This is a genomic window from Xenorhabdus budapestensis (assembly GCF_002632465.1).
Classification (GTDB): Bacteria; Pseudomonadota; Gammaproteobacteria; order Enterobacterales; family Enterobacteriaceae; genus Xenorhabdus; species Xenorhabdus budapestensis.
This window is the reverse complement of the sequence record NZ_NIBS01000015.1, coordinates 83,041-98,200: the sequence shown is the minus strand read 5'-3', so window position 1 is coordinate 98,200 and position 15,160 is coordinate 83,041. Positions and strand designations below refer to the sequence as shown.

Sequence of the window (15,160 nt, the reverse complement as noted above, 5' to 3'; positions counted from 1 at the left end):
TTCCTCCCGCTGCCGCCCGACTTGCATGTGTTAGGCCTGCCGCCAGCGTTCAATCTGAGCCATGATCAAACTCTTCAATTAAAAGTTTGCTGCTCAAAGCATTAAACTGTCTGCTGTTAGTTCATAATGAATTAACTGTTCAGTCACTCTTCAAGACTTTTATCTTTTTTGCCTTGCGGCTTTTCGATAGTGTCCTGCGAGTGCCCACACAGATTGTCTGATTAACTTGTTAAAGAGCGGTGCAACCGAACGTTCGTTCCGGGTTGCGAGGCTGCGTATCTTACGCTTTTTGCCTCCGGAGTCAAGCCTTTATTTTCGCTTTTTTCTCCCTGGCCGGCGCGGCGTGTTTCAGCTCAGCGTCGGTCAGTGGGGGCGCATTATAGGGCGTTTTCCGGCGCTGACAATAGTTTTTTTGAAAAACTTTATCGACTGCTGGTTATTGCACCAAATTTGACTTAAATTGGTAGTTTTTTCAGCGTCATGAAGCCATAACCCTGTAAAACTGGTCGTAAAGACTCGCTATTAGGGTCTATTTTGGTGCAATAAGCTAAGTTACTTTCTGTCGTTGAAGATAAATTTTCTCGATTTTTAATCAACCACTCTGTCCTACGTGCAATAGCGGCACCTGAGTCAATCAATCGTGTTCCCTCGGGCAGAACTTGTGACAGCTCTTCTGCAAGTAAAGGAAAGTGAGTGCATCCTAAGATAATGGTATCTGGTGGTTCTTTCATTCTCAGCCACGGCTTTAATACTTTTTTCACTTCTTCCAGTGAAATAGTTTTACCATGTAACTTTCTTTCAGCCAACTCCACCAGTTCAGCAGAGCCTATGGCATGAACCTGACAATCCGTGGCAAATTGTGCAATAAGTTCTTTTGTGTAACCACGATTAACAGTAGCCCGCGTTGCCAATAATCCCACCACACGGTTACAAGTCAGTTTCGCCGCAGGCTTGATCGCAGGTACAACTCCTACAACAGGAAAGGGAAAACGCTTACGCAATATCGGCAGACTGACCGTACTGGCTGTATTACAGGCGATCACTACAACTGCTAAAGGATGCCTTTTCTGGATTTCATCGACAACTTTGACAATTCGCTCAATGATCTCTTCCGCAGTTTTCTCTCCATAAGGAAAGGCTTCATTATCGAAAGCATATATATAGTGGAGATCCGGCAGTAATTGTCGAATCTCTTGATATACAGATAACCCACCCACACCGGAATCAAAAATCAGAATGGTTGGGCGGTCAGTTGTATTCAAATCAGAAGTTGTAACTGCCTGTGAGGGAGTATTCTCGTCCTGGAGTGCGATAGCCATAAGCTGTCTCATAATTTTTATCAAACAGATTAGCTATTCTAGCACGTATTGTTAGGCGGCTAGTGATTGGATAAGACATGTTGATGTCCCATAAACTAACACCTCCTAATTTCAATCTCTTCGGAGGAAACATATTAAAGTCTTGATCATAACGCGGCCCAATATATTGATACGTGACTCCCCAATCGACATCAAAGGCTTCCCAATCTAATTGATATTTTACTTGCTGTTTAGCTCTGCGGGTTAATTGCTGATTATTACCATCACGTGGATCAACATACTGCAATGTCAGTTGATGCTGGAAAATGCCGGTATCCATAGTTCCTGTCCATTCGATACCTTTGATTTTTGCTTGTCCTATATTCAAGTAACGGTTATTAGAGAAATCTATCAATTGTTCAATGTTATTTTTATAAATAGATAAACGCCAATTAAGCGCTCCCGTTACTCCCTCAACACCCACTTCCCACTGTTTACTTTTCTCTGGATTTAAATTTGGGTTTGCTCCCCAACCATATAATTGCCCAAGCGTCGGCGCCTTAAACGCAGTTCCATAGGAAGCGATAAAACGATAACCATCAATGAACTCCCAACCCGCTCCGGTTTGCCAAGTTGTGTTCCAATCATATTCAGAATGGCGATCTGAGCGTATAGCGCCTTCCAAAATGAAGTCATGAATTTTTTGCTGAACAGTTAAATATGCTCCGGTATTATCAACGTCTTTTTGTACTGGGATATTGTTAGAGCCTGCCGCGACAGATTCTCTTTTCCAGTCCACACCTCCACTAATTGCGCCATGACCAATCTGCCATACATTTCCCCATTGGACATTGTATTGTTCAGAATTACTTAAAGTTGTGTTTCCTTGATAAATCTTATGCTTAAAATTGTAATCTTTAACGTGACTATAACTGGCTATGAATTGAGACGAGTAATTGCCTTGATTGAACTGAATTCCGGTTTCGTAACTTCGGCTGAATAATTTTCGGGTATCAGTAAAGGCTCCATCATAATTTGTTCTATTATTGTAGCCATATGTACGTATAAACCCGTTGAATTGGTCATTGAACTTATGATCAAGTTCCAGCCACAACATTTTGCTCATGAACCCATCGCGATCCGGTTCATTAGTTCCATTACCCGCCACAACATCAAATCCTCTGGTATAGGTATATCCTGCTGCGGCATTCAATAAAGTATTTTCGCCAAGTTTTTGTTGTGTTGAGCCGTTGTAATTTTGGTATCCATATGAGCCGATCCCAACATTCAATGTCGTCCCCTGCTGCTCCCGTCTGGTGATAATATTGATAACGCCACCGATAGCATCAGAGCCATATACCGCAGAACGCGCACCACGGATATATTCGATTCTTTGCACCATTGAAATTGGGATCTGACTAAAATCCGCAGCTCCCGTGATGCCTGCCTGATTTAATCGGATCCCATCCACCAGCACTAAAATATGGCGAGATTCTGTACCACGAACAAACAAAGAAGCATTCTGTCCGAGCCCACCATTTTGTGCGATATCAATGCTCGGCAAACGGCGTAGTACATCAACCAAGCTATTAGATTGCCATTGTTCAATTTCTTCACGTGTAACTACGGTCATCGGTGCTAAAACAGAAGAAATAGGTTGTTTAAAACGATTTGCTGTTACCACCAACGGATCTTGATTATTAGCAACGGATAAATTACTCCAACAAGAAAGCACCATGACCGAAGCAGTTGGTAAAAAAGTACGTTTTTTATTTGTCATGAGAGAATGGAATCTCGTCGTGAGTCTAACTATGAAGAGTCATGCTACGATGAAGACAATAGCGTGTCCAGAATGCTTCTCCATCAAAAAAAGAGAGTTGATGAACCAGAAAACTGGACATCCTTTGTACTTTCCCTACAATGCCGCTCGGAAATTTTTCTTAACGTGATCATACGAGAACCAGATAATGCAGAATGTCTTGCCAACGGAAGATTATGAAAATCAATTGATGGAGAAGGCCCATCGCCTGAAAGGAATGATGGCCCCCTTTAGCGCACCTGAGCCTGAAGTTTTCCGTTCCCCCGCATCTCACTACAGGATGCGAGCAGAATTCCGTATCTGGCATGAGGAAGACGACCTCTATCACATTATGTTTGATCAACAGACAAAACAGCGTATCCGTGTTGATCAATTTCCAGTTGCCAACCAACTGATTAATAGCATGATGCAGGCAATTATTGCTGGCGTAAAAAACAACTTGATATTGCGTCATAAACTGTTTCAAGTGGACTATCTTTCTACCCGCAGCAACAAAATCATTGTTTCCCTGCTTTACCACAAAAAACTGGGGAATGAATGGCGCGAACATGCAATCACTTTGCGCAATCAGTTAAAAGCAGAAGGCTTTGATGTTCAACTTATTGGTCGTGCCTCAAAAACTAAAATTATGCTCGATCATGACTATATAGATGAAGAGTTACCCGTTGCGGGTAGGACAATGATTTATCGTCAGGTCGAAAATAGTTTTACCCAGCCAAATGTCAGTATCAGTATTCATATGCTGGAGTGGGCGTTAGATATTACCAAAGATGCCAAAGGCGATCTGCTTGAACTATATTGCGGTAACGGCAACTTTTCCCTGGCATTAGCTCAAAATTTTGATCGCGTTCTGGCAACAGAAATTGCCAAACCTTCCGTTGCTGCTGCGCAATTTAATATCGAAGCAAATCAGATTGATAATGTACAAATTATCCGTATATCAGCGGAAGAATTTACTCAGGCAATGAATGGAGAACGGGAGTTCAACCGTCTTCAAGGAATTGATCTGAAGAGTTATCAATGTGAAACTATTTTTGTCGATCCGCCTCGTAGCGGCTTGGATGAAGAAACCGTCAAAATGGTACAGGGATATCCACGTATTCTATATATTTCCTGTAATCCAGAAACTCTCTGCCAGAATTTAGAAACGTTGACGCAAACTCATAAAGTTAGCAAGCTGGCGCTTTTTGATCAGTTCCCATATACCCACCATATGGAATGTGGTGTATTACTAGAAAGACGCGATTAATCAACTCGTTTATAACACGCCTTTCACGTTACTGAATCTTTCCATATCAGAAAGTTCAGACCAAAAAGCAGAAAACGCCATAATCAATCCTAATGGCGTTTTCATGAAATTATTATCAAAAAGTCATTAGTTTTGCTTTTCTGAAAGCATGGCCTGCTGCCTGCGCCCTTTCACTTTTCTGTAAATCCAAAATACCAGTGCAGTTCCAATCACGACAGACAAGAAATTAGAACCAATCTCCGGGTGTTTAACCCGAATAATTGCGTTATAAGCAAGAATCCCCAGAAAGAAACAGCCGATAGCTATTTTTGGTAATCCTTCTGCCATTGGGTAGTTCAAATAACGTTGATGGAGACAATACAGAGATAAGGCCAGTGAGATAATCGGGAAGATTGAAAAAGGCACCAGTGAATTAAAAAATGCTGAAAAAGTTCCGTGTGTTGCCAGTCCAACGATAAGAGCCAGCAACATTGTGCTTTTATCTTGGCGGTATTGTTCCATCGTATTCTTCTCCTTTCAGATTATTTAAGAGGTTTTAGGGGCTGTTATTATTTTAGAGACAGTTGGTTTAGAGACAGCGGTTTTTAGGGCAGTACTTTTTGAATTAGCCGTTTTTTCTTGTTCTCGCCGATACCAATAAAAAGCGCCTTTGGAAATCATGCGGAGTTGTAATACCAAACGTTCTTCAAGACGACGTCTTTTCTTTTCATCAATATCCAGCGCTTCTGCACCAGCACTAAACACAATTGTTACCATCGCCTCTGCTTGTATTTCGGTAAAATGACGCGGCATATGACTGGCCTGTTCAAGATAGTCTGCCAGTTCTGCAATAAAATGTTGGATTTCCCGTGCGACAGCAGCACGAAACTCAGCTGATGTTCCGGAACGTTCACGCAGTAATAACCGGAATGCGTTAGGATTATTACCAATGAATTCCATAAAGGTTGAAACAGAGGTGCGGATGACACTCCCCCCCTTTTCGATGCGCTGACGTGCCTGACGCATTAACTGGCGCAGCATTAATCCGCTTTCATCCACCATAGTCAGCCCTAATTCATCTACGTCACGGAAATGACGGTAAAATGAAGTTGGTGCAATCCCCGCTTCTCGAGCCACTTCCCGCAAACTCAGGCTGGTGAAACTACGCTCAGCACTCAGTTGACTAAATGCTGCTTCAATCAAGGAGCGACGGGTTTTCTCTTTCTGTTTCGCTCTGACTCCAGTTACATTATTCACAACAATCCTGATATATCTACTCGACTATATTATGGAGCAAATATATCAGATTCCGCTGTATTTGCTGTGATTGTTCTCTTAAAGATATTAACCCATATTTCCCTGTTGTATTCCTTATTCAGAAAACAAAGGCCATATGCTCATTAGGTTATTATGCCAACCAATGTTAATATAGAGTTGTTATTTTGTGTAAAAACAGGTCTTTCCTCTATGCAATATACTCATTTTGATGCCATCGTAATTGGCTCCGGACCCGGTGGAGAAGGGGCAGCAATGGGATTGGCAAAACTAAGAAAAAACGTTGCAGTTATAGAACGTTATAATAATATCGGCGGTGGCTGTACCCATTGGGGCACTATCCCATCAAAAGCCTTACGTCATGCTGTCAGTCGTATTATCGAATTTAATCAAAACCCCCTCTATAGTGATAGTTCCCGCATTCTCCGCTCCTCATTTTCAGAAATTTTACGTCATGCAGAAGTTGTCATTAATCAGCAGACTAAAATGCGTCAGGGGTTTTATGAACGCAATCGGTGCCAGATGTTTGCAGGTGAAGCAACTTTCATCGATGAACACCACGTCAGTGTACGTTATACCGATGATAGTGTTGACATATTAAGCGCAGACAAAATAATTATTGCCACAGGCTCCCGTCCTTACTGCCCACCCGATGTCGATTTTACTCACTCTCGTATTTATAACAGCGATACTATTCTGCAACTGGAGCATGAACCACGCCACGTTATTATTTATGGTGCAGGAGTGATTGGCTGTGAATATGCTTCTATCTTCCGTGGATTAGGCGTTAAGGTAGATTTGATCAACACCCGTGATCATCTGCTGTCATTTCTCGATCAAGAGATGTCTGACGCCTTGTCTTACCATTTCTGGAATAGCGGTATTGTCATCCGTCATAATGAAGAATATGAAAAGATCGAAGGTCTTGATGATGGTGTGATTATCCATCTGAAATCAGGCAAAAAAGTTAAAGCAGATTGTTTACTGTACGCCAATGGCCGAACAGGTAATACAGACAAACTCGGATTGGAGAATGTCGGGCTGGAAACAGATAACCGTGGTTTATTGAAAGTGAACCGAGTCTACCAAACCAGCAATGAGAATATTTATGCGGTTGGTGATGTGATTGGTTATCCAAGTCTCGCTTCCGCTGCCTACGATCAAGGGCGCATTGCAGCAAAAGCCATCATGGCCGGAGATGCTGAAATGCATCTGGTGGAAGATATCCCAACAGGCATCTACACCATACCAGAAATTAGTTCGGTAGGTAAAACTGAGCAGCAATTGACGGCGATGAAAATCCCGTATGAAGTCGGACGAGCCCAATTCAAACATCTGGCCAGAGCGCAGATTGCAGGAATGAATGTAGGTAGTATCAAGATACTATTCCACCGCGAGACAAAACAGATACTGGGTATTCACTGTTTTGGCGAACGAGCCGCAGAGATTATCCATATCGGTCAAGCGATTATGGAGCAAAAAGGTGAAGGCAATAATATCGAATATTTCGTTAATACTACCTTCAACTACCCAACTATGGCTGAAGCATACCGTGTTGCAGCTCTCAATGGGCTAAATCGATTATTTTGATGCTGTTCCGTTGACTTCAAAATAATTTCCCATTTTGGCCTGAATCGCCTCTGCCAATTGCTCATAGCGACCACGCAGAGGTGAACCGGGACGATAAACCAAAATGATAGAACGCTCAGGCACAGGTTCATGGCATTCTAGATAACAGACACCATCCCGTTTTCTCTCTTTAGGAACAGACAGAGCGGGTAATAAAGTGATGCCACTCCCCGCCGCAACCATATTACGCAAAGTTTCCAAACTGGTTGCCCTGAAATGGGTATCTTCTTTGGCTCCAGCCTGAAAACAAAACCCCATTGCTTGATCACGCAGGCAGTGACCATCTTCCAGCATCAATAATTTTTCCCCTGCAAGATCTCCCATTTTGACCCTAGTTCGGTTCGCCCATTTGTGCTCTTCATAGACCGCAAGTTTCATTGATTCCTCAAAGAGGGGCAATTCAATGAATGCTTCTGTTTCTTTCAACGAAGCCAAAATAGCGCAGTCAAGTTTTCCACTATCAAGTTGAGCCAACAAATTCTGAGTTTGAGCTTCATGCAGATACATTTCCAGTTTGGGAAACAATTTATGCAATTCAGGAATAATCAATGGCAGGAGATAAGGGCCGACTGTAGGAATAAGACCGATATGCAGTGGCCCGGACATACTTTCACCTTGCAGAGCAGCCATTTCCTGTAAGACCTTTACTTCCCGTAATACCGTCTTGGCTTGCTCCACTAACAACATACCTTGTTGTGTAAACAAGACCTTACGGCTTGTGCGTTCGAGCAGCATCACACCCAATTCATCTTCAAGTTTACGTATCTGCCCACTGAGTGTTGGTTGACTAACATGGCAAGAATCAGCGGCTCGCCGGAAATGCCGACACTCAGCAAGAGCCACAAGATATTCCAGATCTCGGATATTCATTCCCAACCTCATTGTTTTATATCAATGATAGAATTGTTTAGTGTAAGCCATTATATGCACGAGGGAATAGAACTATCAAATGCTTGTGATCTCTGGCGTTTTTATAAAACATTTTATGAAAAATCAAAAAAACAGAAATTATTACGACAGCATGGCAAACCAGCCTGTCATAATAAACAGGCTGTCCAGTCAGAGAAAATTAATTGATATGTAACCTCTGCTTCGCCTCAGCAATGGCCAGTTTCACCTGTTTCTGTGCTACACCACCTTTTGCCAAACGTTTATCCAGACAAGACTGTAACGATAAAATGTCATATACATCTATCGAAATAGTTTCACTAAATTGTTGCAGTTCAGATAATGACAATTCTTCCAACGCATTACCTTTCTTTATCGCAGCAATCACTGCCTCACCAACAATGTGATGTGCTTCACGAAACGGAATACCTTTTGCCACCAGATAATCTGCCAATTCAGTAGCATTGGCATAACCCTGTTGTGCAGCCTCCTTGCAATGATCACGTTTTATCTGAATATCATCCAATACCAACACTGCCATGTGCAGGCAATCCCGCCATGTATCCAATGCATCAAACAAGCCCTCTTTGTCTTCCTGCATGTCTTTGTTATAAGCAAGGGGAAGACCTTTCAGCATCATCATCATACTTGTTAATGCACCTTGTACCCGGCCACATTTACCACGGATCAATTCCAGTGCATCAGGATTTTTCTTTTGGGGCATCAGGGATGAGCCGGAAGTTACCCGATCCGACAGTTCTATAAAACCAGCTTCTCCACTGTTGAAGAAAATCAGGTCTTCAGCAAAACGTGAAAGATGGATCATGCTGATACTGGCGTCGGATAGCAGTTCCAGAACATGGTCACGATCTGAAACACTATCTAAACTATTACGGGTTGCTGAAGCAAAACCAAGCCATGACGCCAATTGTTCCCGGTCAATATCGTACGCCGTTCCCGCCAGCGCACCGCATCCCAATGGGCTGACATCCAACCGTTTCAGAGTATCTTGCAAGCGAGTCTCATCACGACTAAGCATTTCTGCATAAGCAAGACACCAATGTGCGAAAGTAACGGGTTGTGCCCGTTGCAAATGGGTATAACCCGGCATTACTGCATCCTGGTTATTTTCAGCAGTAATCACCAGCGCTTGTTGTAACGCTATAAGCGCTTGCTGAATATCCGCTATCTGCCCCTTGCACCATAATTTCAGATCTGTCGCAACCTGATCGTTACGGCTGCGCCCTGTATGCAATTTTTTGCCAAGATCCCCTACTGTTGCAATTAGTTGCCCTTCCACCCAGCTATGAATATCTTCCGCATCACTTTGCAAAATAGCCTTGGGGTTGGCTCGTACCTCATCCAATAACTCATTCAGCGCCAAATCCAGCTTTTGTTGTTCTTCTGGTGTCAAAACACCGACTGTAACCAACGCCTTTGACCATGCAACAGAGCCGATAATATCCTGCTCCGCCAAGCGATAGTCAAAACGCAGAGAATCATTAAATTGCTTGAACCGCTGATCGGCTTCCTGACTGAAACGTCCACCCCAAAGTGCCATAATTGCGTACCTCTTTTCTCTGATTGCCCGGAAATTATTTTTTACTGTTCAACGCACGGATACGGGAAGAAAGCGAATGGAGGCGGATAAACCCTTCCGCATGCCTATGATCATAAACGTCATCTTCTCCGAAGGTGGCGAACTCTTCAGAATAGAGGCTATGAGGCGATTGTTTCTGTATTGCTGTTACCTGCCCTTTATACAGCGTCAAGATCACTTCACCACTGACATTCTCAGCAAGTGTTTCCGCCGCAGCCTGAATAGACTGGCGCAATGGTACAAACCAACGACCATCATAGACAACATAGGACATCTCAAGCCCCAATTGCTGACGCCATTTGAAACTATCGCGATCCAGCACTAGCTGTTCAATACCACGTAGTGCAGCCATCATGATGGTTCCTCCCGGAGTTTCGTAGCAACCACGGGATTTCATTCCCACCAAACGGTTTTCCACAATATCGATCCGGCCGATACCGTGTTTAGCTCCCAATGTATTCAACTCATCAAGGCATTGATATGGGGACAATACCTTGCCATTTACTCCAACCACTTCCCCTTTTTCAACAGTGACAGAGACATATTCCGGTTCATCAGGTGCATCTTCTGGCTCCACAGTCCACACCCAACAATCTTTATTGGCTGCATTCCACGTGTTTTCCAATACTCCGCCTTCGGTCGAGATGTGCCATGCGTTTTCATCACGACTGTAGATTTTTTCCAACGTTGCGGTTGTGGGAATATCACGAACTTTCAGATAATCCAGTAAGGCTTCACGGGAACGCAAATCCCATTCCCGCCATGGGGCAACTACTTTCAGGTGTGGAGCCAACGCGGTATAAGTACTCTCAAAACGCACCTGATCATTACCTTTGCCTGTTGCACCATGAGCAAGAGCATCAGCTCCCACTTTCAGTGCTAATTCAACCTGTGCTTTGGCAATAATAGGACGCGCCATTGAAGTGCCGAGCAAATAACGGCCTTCATACAATGCCCCCGTTTTCAGTACCGGATAAACATACTCTTTGATGAATTCTTCACGTAGATCGGCGATATGACATTCTGAAGCGCCAGAAAGTAACGCTTTTTGTTCTATACCATCTAAGTCTTCTCGACTCTGGCCAACATCCGCAACAAATGCGATAACTTCACAATTGCCATAGTTTTCTTTTAACCACGGAATGATGGCAGAAGTATCCAAACCGCCAGAATATGCCAGAACAATTTTCTTAATACTGCTTTTCGTTGAGGTAGTAGTTGTTGAAGTAATAGTTGTTGAGGTAATAGTCATAGAGATAGCCTTTTACTTTTATTCATCTCAGTTGAACGCCAAACCAAATTTGTTCTATCTTGTTATGCCAGAATGCGAGTGCCAACGGGTATACCATTAAATAGCGCAATCAGTTGGTCAGCATAACGCCAGCTTGCAATATCTACCGGATGCCCTAATGTTTTTGCGGCTTCCAATGCTGCATGAACTTTCACAATCATGCCGTCGGTAATGACTCCTTGCTCAATAAGCCGCTTTATTTTTTCTTCCGTAACTTCAGCAATTCGTTGTCCCTTTCCATCCAGAATGCCACTGACATCCGACAACAAAACCAAATCCGCATGCAACACCTGCGCAATAGCTGTAGCAGCCTGATCTGCATTGACATTCATTAACTCGCCATTTTCAGTAATACCAATAGAGCTGATAATGGGGATGTAGCCGAGATCCAATAAAAGTTTCAGTAAATCCGGATTACCGGGATGAGCTCTGCCAGTGTGACCAAGTTCCTCATCAAGCTGAGAAACTTTCACAATACCGCCATCCCCCAGACACAAGCCAACGGCAGGTAAACGGTACTTTGTCGCCCAGGCGAGCAAAGTTTTATTGGCTGTACCTGCCAGTGTTCCGGTAATAATGTCGAGCTGATCTGCTGGCGTTACACGCAGACCTTGCTTCTTCGTAATCGGTAACTGTAATTTCTGCATCAGGCCATCAACCAAACAACCCCCTCCGTGTACAATTACCAGTGGGCGCTTATGCGTTTTTCGATATGACTGTAATGTAGAAAATAACCGCACCAGCGCTTCGTGACTATCTAATAACACACCACCCAACTTGATAACTAACGGCTCCATCGGATTTATCCTCTGTCGGTATTAAATGATTGTTGAATTAAAGCAATGCCTGAGTTTCTTCGAGTCCGAACCGGATATTCATACACTGAACAGCCTGTGCTGCTGCACCTTTCAGCAAATTATCCTCAGCCCCGACAATAATCAGGTGCTGCCCTTGTACAGCAAAACCAATATCACAAAATGGCAATCCCACAACTGCCTTCAACGCAGGGACGCCTTTTTCATACAACCGGATCAGTGGCTTATTGTGATAAGCCTGCTGATATGCCTGCCTAATTTGTTCCTCTGTCACGCCTGATTTCAGCTTACAGGTAATTGTGGCAAGGATCCCCCGCGCAAAATTGCCTAAATGAGGTGTGAAGATTACCTCTGTACCTAAATGTGTCGTGATTTCAGGTTGATGACGGTGATTAAAAATCCCATAAGGCTGCAAACTGACTTCACAGAAACTGTTATTCAGTGAAGCTTTACGCCCAGCACCACTTACACCGCTGACAGCATTAATCACAGGCCACTGTTCTGTATCCAGCAAACCTTCTTCCAACAAAGGTTTCAGCGAAAGCTGTGAAACCGTGGGATAACAGCCCGGAACCGCAACAAGCCGGGCAGTTTTGATTTCTTCTGCCTGCCATTCCACCAATCCATATACTGCCTGCTCAAGCCAGTTTGTATTTTTATGCTCAAATCCATAGTATTCTGAATAAAACTGTGTATTTCGTACGCGATAGGCACCAGATAAATCAAAGACGATACAACCCGCTTGCAAAAATATCGGTGCAATGTCATGGCTGACTTCATGAGCCGTAGCAAGAAAAACGACATCAATACCATTCGCAGCTTCAGCAACATCTATCAACGGCTGTAAGGGTAAATCCAGGATCCCTTTATATTGTGGATAAAGCTCTGAAAAACATTTCCCTGCATCAGTACTTTGAGAAGAAACCATCAGACCGGAAAGATGGACATAAGGATGACGTTGCAGATATGCTGCTAACTCTGCTCCGGTATAACCACTGGCACCAACTATCAGCGTATTAAGCATGGGATTTATTCACCTTGTATTAACCCGATGTATGTATTAACCCAATGTAGTAACCCAAAAATACAATTGAATTTATATTCAATAATATTGCATTAATATTGATACTATCTTGAATAAGGGCTGTCAACAGTGAATATTAAATTACCAACATTTATTGAGTTATATCACCAGCTTATTGCTGCGCCTTCTATCAGTGCAGTGGATGAAGAATTGGATCAAAGCAATGAAGTGGTTATCAATCTACTGGCTGATTGGCTGAAAGAGATTGGTTTTGAAATTGAGATCCAGCCTGTTCCGGAAACCCGCTGTAAATTCAATATGCTAGCAACATTGGGAAGCGGTTCTGGAGGTTTACTATTATGTGGTCACACAGATACCGTACCATTTGACGACGGACGCTGGACTCAAGATCCATTCACACTGATCGAACGCAACGGCAAATTATATGGACTGGGCACTGCTGATATGAAAGGCTTCTTTGCCTTTATTATTGATGCATTGCGGAATATCGACACCAGCAAACTATCTCATCCTCTTTATATTCTGGCTACCGCAGATGAAGAAACATCAATGGCGGGAGCACGCTATTTCGCAGCCAATTCTACTATCCGGCCTGATTTTGCCATCATTGGCGAACCTACGTCATTACAACCTATCCGCGCCCACAAAGGGCATGTTGCCCACGCTATCCGCATTGAAGGTAAATCCGGACACTCCAGCGATCCTGCCCGAGGCGTCAATGCCATTGACTTGATGCACGAATCCATCACTCAGTTGATGAAACTACGCAATACTTTGCAAGAGCGTTACCACAATCCGGCTTTCTCTATTCCCTATCCTACGATGAATTTTGGTCATATCCACGGTGGAGATGCGGCAAACCGTATCTGTGCCTGTTGCGAACTGCATATGGATATCCGCCCGCTGCCTGGACTCACTTTGCAGGATTTGAACGAAGCACTGAATGAGGTACTAGAGCCTGTCAAACAGCGCTGGCCGGGACGCCTGAATGTTACAGCGCTTCATCCTCCCATTCCGGGTTATGAGTGTCCGACTAATCACAAGCTAGTAGGTGTCATCGAAAAACTGCTGCGAACAAAAGCAGAGACAGTCAATTACTGTACCGAAGCCCCTTTTATTCAGGGGTTATGCCCAACATTGGTTTTGGGACCGGGCTCAATTGAACAGGCTCATCAGCCTGATGAGTATTTAGAAGTGTCGATGATTGAACCGACGAAAAAATTGATTTCTCAGATTGTGGAACATTTTTGTTTGAATGTGGATTAAAGGTGGTAAATCAATAACCTTTTCTATCAAGCAGCTTACTTGACTTTACATCAAAAAGTGGCAACAATTGTTACCATAAATGGATTGGGAGTACCCGGTCGGCGTTATAACCTCGGTGAGTACATCGGGGTTTTTCGCTATTTGAAACTAAGGAAAAACTTTTAATCCCCACTGCTTATAACCTATTCCTACGTTATTTCTTCCTCCTTCACAAAAGAATTTCTTCTTCAAGATAGCAAATGCTTGATTAGCTTGTTCTGGTTTCAAGATATGCCTGCCAATAGGTCTAGCAACCAGATCAGCAAGTTGTAAACCAGAGGAATTGCTTGTTTTTGCTGCCATTCTAATCTTAAAAGGCAAATTCCTATGATACTTATTTTCTCCATTACAAATTTGAAGAAATTCTAGTTCAAGTTCTTTATCTTCTTTGGAACCTCGCTGTTCCACAATAACGTGAGTTTCTCGTTCCTGCTGGCCTTTTTCTGCTACAAAATCATATAACGTCTCTAAACAATAACGCAATGCGATATGATATGGGTTCTGAACCTCATCTTTGCTAATATTCATTTTATGCTTTTCAATTACACATGCCGACAATATAAAATTACTTTCATTGATTATTTTATTGAGCCGTTCTAAAAATTGATTCTTTGCTTCACGTGTCCTAAAAATAGTAAAATCTCTTTTTTCTTTGCGGATTTCATGTTCATGGAGGATTACAAGATCATGACCAAAATAGTCAAATTTAAGTCGTTGTAACTCTGGCACTACTTTTGAAAGATAATGTTCTTTGTAAAAAATACAAAAAGCTAAAACGAAGACAGGATACTCTTTATCGAGCTGTATGAGACCGTGATCACCACTTTCATCAACGTATACGACAAAATCGCTAAAGCTTTTTTGCTCATCTATAGTTAATTCTTTTTTAACAACTAATTGATTCTCAGTACTATCCATACCTTCTCTTTCCTTGCTTTAACTTTCTTTTAACACCCAATACACCGGT

Annotated in this window: 13 protein-coding genes and 1 rRNA gene; 3 read left to right on the top strand and 11 right to left on the bottom strand. The window is 42.9% G+C overall.

Going from position 1 to position 15,160, the window contains the following annotated elements:
• The 3 genes from Xbud_RS13500 to btuB all read right to left on the bottom strand — a co-directional run.
• Positions 1-81: ribosomal RNA gene (locus Xbud_RS13500) — 16S ribosomal RNA — on the bottom strand; the annotation flags it as partial.
• A gap of 374 nt (positions 82-455) precedes the next feature.
• The gene (gene murI / locus Xbud_RS13495; protein WP_099136548.1) at positions 456-1,319 is read right to left on the bottom strand and encodes a glutamate racemase; all 864 of its coding nucleotides are present in this window, start codon (positions 1,317-1,319) and stop codon (positions 456-458) included.
• Positions 1,264-3,078, bottom strand: a complete 1,815-nt coding sequence (gene btuB / locus Xbud_RS13490) for a TonB-dependent vitamin B12 receptor BtuB (protein WP_099136547.1) — start codon at positions 3,076-3,078, stop codon at positions 1,264-1,266. Before btuB ends, murI begins: the two co-directional genes overlap by 56 nt.
• Before the next feature lie 184 nt (positions 3,079-3,262).
• Between btuB and trmA the strand changes: the two genes are divergently transcribed.
• The gene (gene trmA, locus Xbud_RS13485; protein ID WP_211283527.1) at positions 3,263-4,366 is read left to right on the top strand and encodes a tRNA (uridine(54)-C5)-methyltransferase TrmA; all 1,104 of its coding nucleotides are present in this window, start codon (positions 3,263-3,265) and stop codon (positions 4,364-4,366) included.
• A gap of 126 nt (positions 4,367-4,492) precedes the next feature.
• Here the strand turns inward: trmA and Xbud_RS13480 are convergent, their stop codons facing one another.
• Both Xbud_RS13480 and fabR read right to left on the bottom strand, forming a co-directional pair.
• Positions 4,493-4,867, bottom strand: coding sequence for a YijD family membrane protein (locus Xbud_RS13480; RefSeq protein ID WP_099136545.1), 375 nt, complete (start codon positions 4,865-4,867; stop codon positions 4,493-4,495).
• A 24-nt stretch (positions 4,868-4,891) separates the two neighbouring features.
• Positions 4,892-5,602 (bottom strand): HTH-type transcriptional repressor FabR, encoded by a 711-nt coding sequence (gene fabR, locus Xbud_RS13475; RefSeq protein ID WP_244589954.1) that lies wholly within the window; start codon positions 5,600-5,602, stop codon positions 4,892-4,894.
• Between the two features lie 210 nt (positions 5,603-5,812).
• On the opposite strand from fabR, the gene sthA reads away from it, so the two are divergent.
• Positions 5,813-7,210, top strand: coding sequence for a Si-specific NAD(P)(+) transhydrogenase (gene sthA, locus Xbud_RS13470; RefSeq protein ID WP_099136552.1), 1,398 nt, complete (start codon positions 5,813-5,815; stop codon positions 7,208-7,210).
• Here sthA and oxyR read toward each other — a convergent pair.
• From oxyR to argC, 5 genes are all read right to left on the bottom strand, one after another.
• The gene (gene oxyR, locus Xbud_RS13465) at positions 7,202-8,119 is read right to left on the bottom strand and encodes a DNA-binding transcriptional regulator OxyR (RefSeq protein WP_099136544.1); all 918 of its coding nucleotides are present in this window, start codon (positions 8,117-8,119) and stop codon (positions 7,202-7,204) included. The genes sthA and oxyR overlap by 9 nt on opposite strands.
• 199 nt (positions 8,120-8,318) lie before the next feature.
• Complete coding sequence (gene argH / locus Xbud_RS13455) at positions 8,319-9,698, bottom strand: argininosuccinate lyase (protein ID WP_099136542.1); 1,380 nt, start codon at positions 9,696-9,698, stop codon at positions 8,319-8,321.
• 34 nt (positions 9,699-9,732) lie between these two features.
• A complete protein-coding gene (locus tag Xbud_RS13450) occupies positions 9,733-10,989 on the bottom strand; it encodes an argininosuccinate synthase (protein ID WP_099136541.1) in 1,257 nt (418 codons plus the stop codon).
• Positions 10,990-11,051: 62 nt separating this feature from the next.
• A complete protein-coding gene (gene argB / locus Xbud_RS13445) occupies positions 11,052-11,825 on the bottom strand; it encodes an acetylglutamate kinase (RefSeq protein WP_099136540.1) in 774 nt (257 codons plus the stop codon).
• Between the two features lie 37 nt (positions 11,826-11,862).
• Positions 11,863-12,867, bottom strand: coding sequence for an N-acetyl-gamma-glutamyl-phosphate reductase (gene argC, locus Xbud_RS13440; RefSeq protein WP_099136539.1), 1,005 nt, complete (start codon positions 12,865-12,867; stop codon positions 11,863-11,865).
• A gap of 129 nt (positions 12,868-12,996) precedes the next feature.
• Here argC and argE point away from each other — a divergent pair, with 129 nt between their 5' ends.
• Positions 12,997-14,154 (top strand): acetylornithine deacetylase, encoded by a 1,158-nt coding sequence (gene argE / locus Xbud_RS13435; protein WP_099136538.1) that lies wholly within the window; start codon positions 12,997-12,999, stop codon positions 14,152-14,154.
• Positions 14,155-14,301: 147 nt separating this feature from the next.
• On the opposite strand, the gene Xbud_RS13430 is transcribed toward argE, so the two are convergent.
• On the bottom strand, positions 14,302-15,111 hold the full coding sequence (locus Xbud_RS13430) for a DUF3800 domain-containing protein (protein WP_099136537.1): 810 nt from the start codon (positions 15,109-15,111) through the stop codon (positions 14,302-14,304).
• Positions 15,112-15,160 lie beyond the last annotated feature (49 nt).

Coding starts and splice junctions, on each gene's coding strand:
- argC (WP_099136539.1), bottom strand. CDS start 12,867: ATGCTTAATACGCTGATAGTTGGTGCCAGTGGTTATACCGGAGCAGAG.
- argH (WP_099136542.1), bottom strand. CDS start 9,698: ATGGCACTTTGGGGTGGACGTTTCAGTCAGGAAGCCGATCAGCGGTTC.
- argB (WP_099136540.1), bottom strand. CDS start 11,825: ATGGAGCCGTTAGTTATCAAGTTGGGTGGTGTGTTATTAGATAGTCAC.
- Xbud_RS13430 (WP_099136537.1), bottom strand. CDS start 15,111: ATGGATAGTACTGAGAATCAATTAGTTGTTAAAAAAGAATTAACTATA.
- btuB (WP_099136547.1), bottom strand. CDS start 3,078: ATGACAAATAAAAAACGTACTTTTTTACCAACTGCTTCGGTCATGGTG.
- Xbud_RS13480 (WP_099136545.1), bottom strand. CDS start 4,867: ATGGAACAATACCGCCAAGATAAAAGCACAATGTTGCTGGCTCTTATC.
- murI (WP_099136548.1), bottom strand. CDS start 1,319: ATGGCTATCGCACTCCAGGACGAGAATACTCCCTCACAGGCAGTTACA.
- sthA (WP_099136552.1), top strand. CDS start 5,813: ATGCAATATACTCATTTTGATGCCATCGTAATTGGCTCCGGACCCGGT.
- oxyR (WP_099136544.1), bottom strand. CDS start 8,119: ATGAATATCCGAGATCTGGAATATCTTGTGGCTCTTGCTGAGTGTCGG.
- Xbud_RS13450 (WP_099136541.1), bottom strand. CDS start 10,989: ATGACTATTACCTCAACAACTATTACTTCAACAACTACTACCTCAACG.